1 protein-coding gene is annotated in these 274 nt (G+C 57.3%); it reads left to right on the top strand.

Annotated elements, in window-relative coordinates; all coding sequences use genetic code 11:
- On the top strand, window positions 1-274 hold a 274-nt coding region (locus AB9F29_RS22665; RefSeq protein ID WP_369757345.1), incomplete at both ends, for a peroxidase family protein.

Here is a 274-nt window from a genome sequence, read left to right as displayed (position 1 = left end):
CCTGAGCGAAATGGTCTCGACAGCATGGGACAGCGCGCGGACCTATCGCGGCTCGGACATGCGCGGCGGTGCAAATGGTGCGCGCATTCGCCTCGCACATCAAAAAGATTGGGAGAGCAATGAGCCTGTGCGTTTGGCGAAAGTGCTGGGTGTGCTTGAAGGCATTGCTGCAGAAAGCGGTGCAAGTCTTGCGGATGTCATTGTCCTCGCAGGGAATGTAGGCGTCGAGCAAGCGGCTAATTCTGCGGGATATCAGGTGTCGGTTACTTTCGCT

The sequence above is a fragment of the Falsihalocynthiibacter sp. S25ZX9 genome (assembly GCF_041205405.1).
Taxonomy (GTDB): Bacteria; Pseudomonadota; Alphaproteobacteria; order Rhodobacterales; family Rhodobacteraceae; genus Falsihalocynthiibacter; species Falsihalocynthiibacter arcticus.
This window is presented reverse-complemented; position numbering and strand designations above follow the sequence as displayed.